The organism is Aminobacter sp. P4_H6_2, from assembly GCF_056400805.1.
Window position 1 is genome coordinate 1 of sequence record NZ_JBFUKO010000801.1, and the last position, 2,159, is coordinate 2,159.

General features: G+C 61.1%; 3 protein-coding genes. 2 read left to right on the plus strand and 1 reads right to left on the minus strand.

Features of this window, described 5'->3' with window-relative positions:
- On the plus strand, positions 1 to 913 hold a 913-nt coding region (gene tolA / locus AC1DUU_RS30310; RefSeq protein WP_476787016.1), incomplete at its 5' end, for a cell envelope integrity protein TolA.
- 33 nt (positions 914 to 946) lie between these two features.
- The gene (locus AC1DUU_RS30315) at positions 947 to 1,165 is read left to right on the plus strand and encodes a hypothetical protein (protein ID WP_476787017.1); all 219 of its coding nucleotides are present in this window, start codon (positions 947 to 949) and stop codon (positions 1,163 to 1,165) included.
- A 158-nt stretch (positions 1,166 to 1,323) separates the two neighbouring features.
- Here AC1DUU_RS30315 and AC1DUU_RS30320 read toward each other — a convergent pair whose 3' ends face one another.
- Positions 1,324 to 2,139: a tetratricopeptide repeat protein gene (locus tag AC1DUU_RS30320; protein ID WP_476787018.1), complete on the minus strand. Its 816-nt coding sequence runs from the start codon at positions 2,137 to 2,139 to the stop codon at positions 1,324 to 1,326.
- Positions 2,140 to 2,159: the final 20 nt, after the last annotated feature.

The following is a 2,159-nucleotide window of genomic DNA, read 5'->3' on the forward strand; positions in this document are numbered from 1 at the left end:
GGATCAGTCGGCGGCAGGCGAGATATCCGAGCTCGACCCTGTCAACGTGACGATGATCACCATGCTGGACGCGAAGCCGGTGGAGATGATCGAAGCACGGACCGTCACGGAGCCGGAAACCATCGAAGCCGTAGATACCGCCGCCGTCGAAACGCCGACGGCGGAAACCATCCAGCCTGTTGCAGAACAGCCGGTCCAGCCGGCCGTGACCAACCCGCTTCCCGAAATCCTTGCCGTCGATAGGCTGGAGCCGGTTGAAGACGACAACATCGTCCAGAAGCCGGCCGAGTTCGCCCACGCCGAACCCGTGGAAATCGAAAAGCCTGCGCCTTCGGCTGAACCTGAGAAAATTGTCGCGGAAGTCGAGCCAACACCCGAACCGGTGAAAAAGCCGGTCGAAAAACCGCTCAAGAAGGCGGAGACAAAACCTCTGAAGAAGCCGAAACAAAAGGCAGAACAGCCCAAGAAGGCAGACAAGGCCCCGGCGAAAAAAAGAGAAAATGCAGCCAAAGCAGGCTCCGCCGGCAACGGTCAGGCGGACGCCAGGAAGGGCGAGGCTGATGGCGCTGCCAACGGAACAGCCACAGCCGCCGGCAAGAATGGCAGTAGCGCCACTGCAGGCAATGCTTCGGCATCGAATTATCCGGGCAAGGTTGTTTCCAAGTTGCGCCGCGCGCTGCGCTCGATCTCGCGTTCGGCCCGGGCCAAGGCACAAAACGACGTTCACGTGAGCTTTGTCGTCAACGCGTCCGGCGGCGTCGGTAGCGTACGTATCGTCCAGGGTTCGGGCTCCGCCGATCTCGACAGCGCAGCGCTCGAAACCGTGCGCCGCGCCGCCCCGTTCCCACCCATTCCGCCAGAATCTGGCCGCTCAAGCTGGCAGTTCACACTGCCGCTCGGCGTTGCCCGCTGACTGGCCCGAATACCATATGAGAGGCGCTCTCGAATGCTGGGACTGAATGCGCTTGACCAACTGGCCAACAAGCATGGCGACGGCTTGAGGCCGGAACTGCGAGAATGGCTTGGTCGGACAGCCGTGATGGCATCGAGCGACAAAATTATCGAATTCGCGCGTTTTCGCCGCGATGGAATTGTCCAAGCGGGTCCGAACCCGCCAGGATCGTTTCATGTTTTGACGGAAACATACCCGGCGGTTGCGAAGTAGCTTACGCGCGCTGAACGATGGTGGCCCTTGTCGAAGATGGCATCGTGGTGAGTTGCGGTGCGATCTGGACTTTCATCCAGAGCGAAGGCTGAGCTTCAAAACCGTGTTGCCGGCCAAGCTTGCAGGCCTGCCTCGGCGGCCTGAAGGCTATGGGCCGACTAGTTGCCCTTGGTCAGAATGTCTTCGGCAAGCGAAATCGCCGTGCGCCGGTCGGATTCGTCGGCAAGCGCAAAGGCCTCTTCCTGCATGCCCCTGATCCAGGGCTGGTCGGAAGGTGTCGCGCGTTCAAGCGCTGCGGTCATCATGGCGAGACCGCGCACCACCTTGCCGCTCTCAAACAACAGATTGCCGAGCGTGGCCTGAGCGCCGGCATGGCCTTTTTCCGCGGCAAGCTGCAGCCAGCGGCCGGCCTGCTTGACGGAAGCCTTCACGCCGCCGTCACCCTTGAGGAACATCTTGCCCATCTCGTACTGGGCGTTGGGATTGCGGTAGTTGGCAGCGGCGCGCATGTAATATTCCTGCGCGGCGACCGGATTGGCCGACACCGGGCTGCCGGGAATGCCTTCCTTCATGTAACCGCCCAGCGCCACAAGCGCGTCGGAGACGTAACTCTCTTCGGGCGAGCCGGGCTCGACATCCTGTTCGGCGATCTCGGTGAAGAACTTGAAGGCTTCGTAATCGTTCTGAGCCACGCCGTCGCCTTCGGCATACATGCGTGCGAGCTTCCAGGTGGCGCCGATCTGACCGTTTTCTGCGGCATAACGATAGGCCTCGACAGCCTGGTCCTTGTGGCCGCTCTTGTAGGCGGAGAAACCGAACTGGAACACCGCCCAAGGGCTCGACTGTGGCTTCACCCCTGTCTTGTCGTCGAAGACCTTGTCGTCGAACGCCAGCGCTTCGCCAGCAGCACCCAGAAGACTGGCCGCGACAAGCGCCGAAAAGGCTGATGCTCTTACCAACTCAGATATGCGCATAGCAGTGTGTTTCTTTCGCC

Coding starts and splice junctions, on each gene's coding strand:
- AC1DUU_RS30320 (WP_476787018.1), bottom strand. CDS start 2,139: ATGCGCATATCTGAGTTGGTAAGAGCATCAGCCTTTTCGGCGCTTGTC.
- AC1DUU_RS30315 (WP_476787017.1), top strand. CDS start 947: ATGCTGGGACTGAATGCGCTTGACCAACTGGCCAACAAGCATGGCGAC.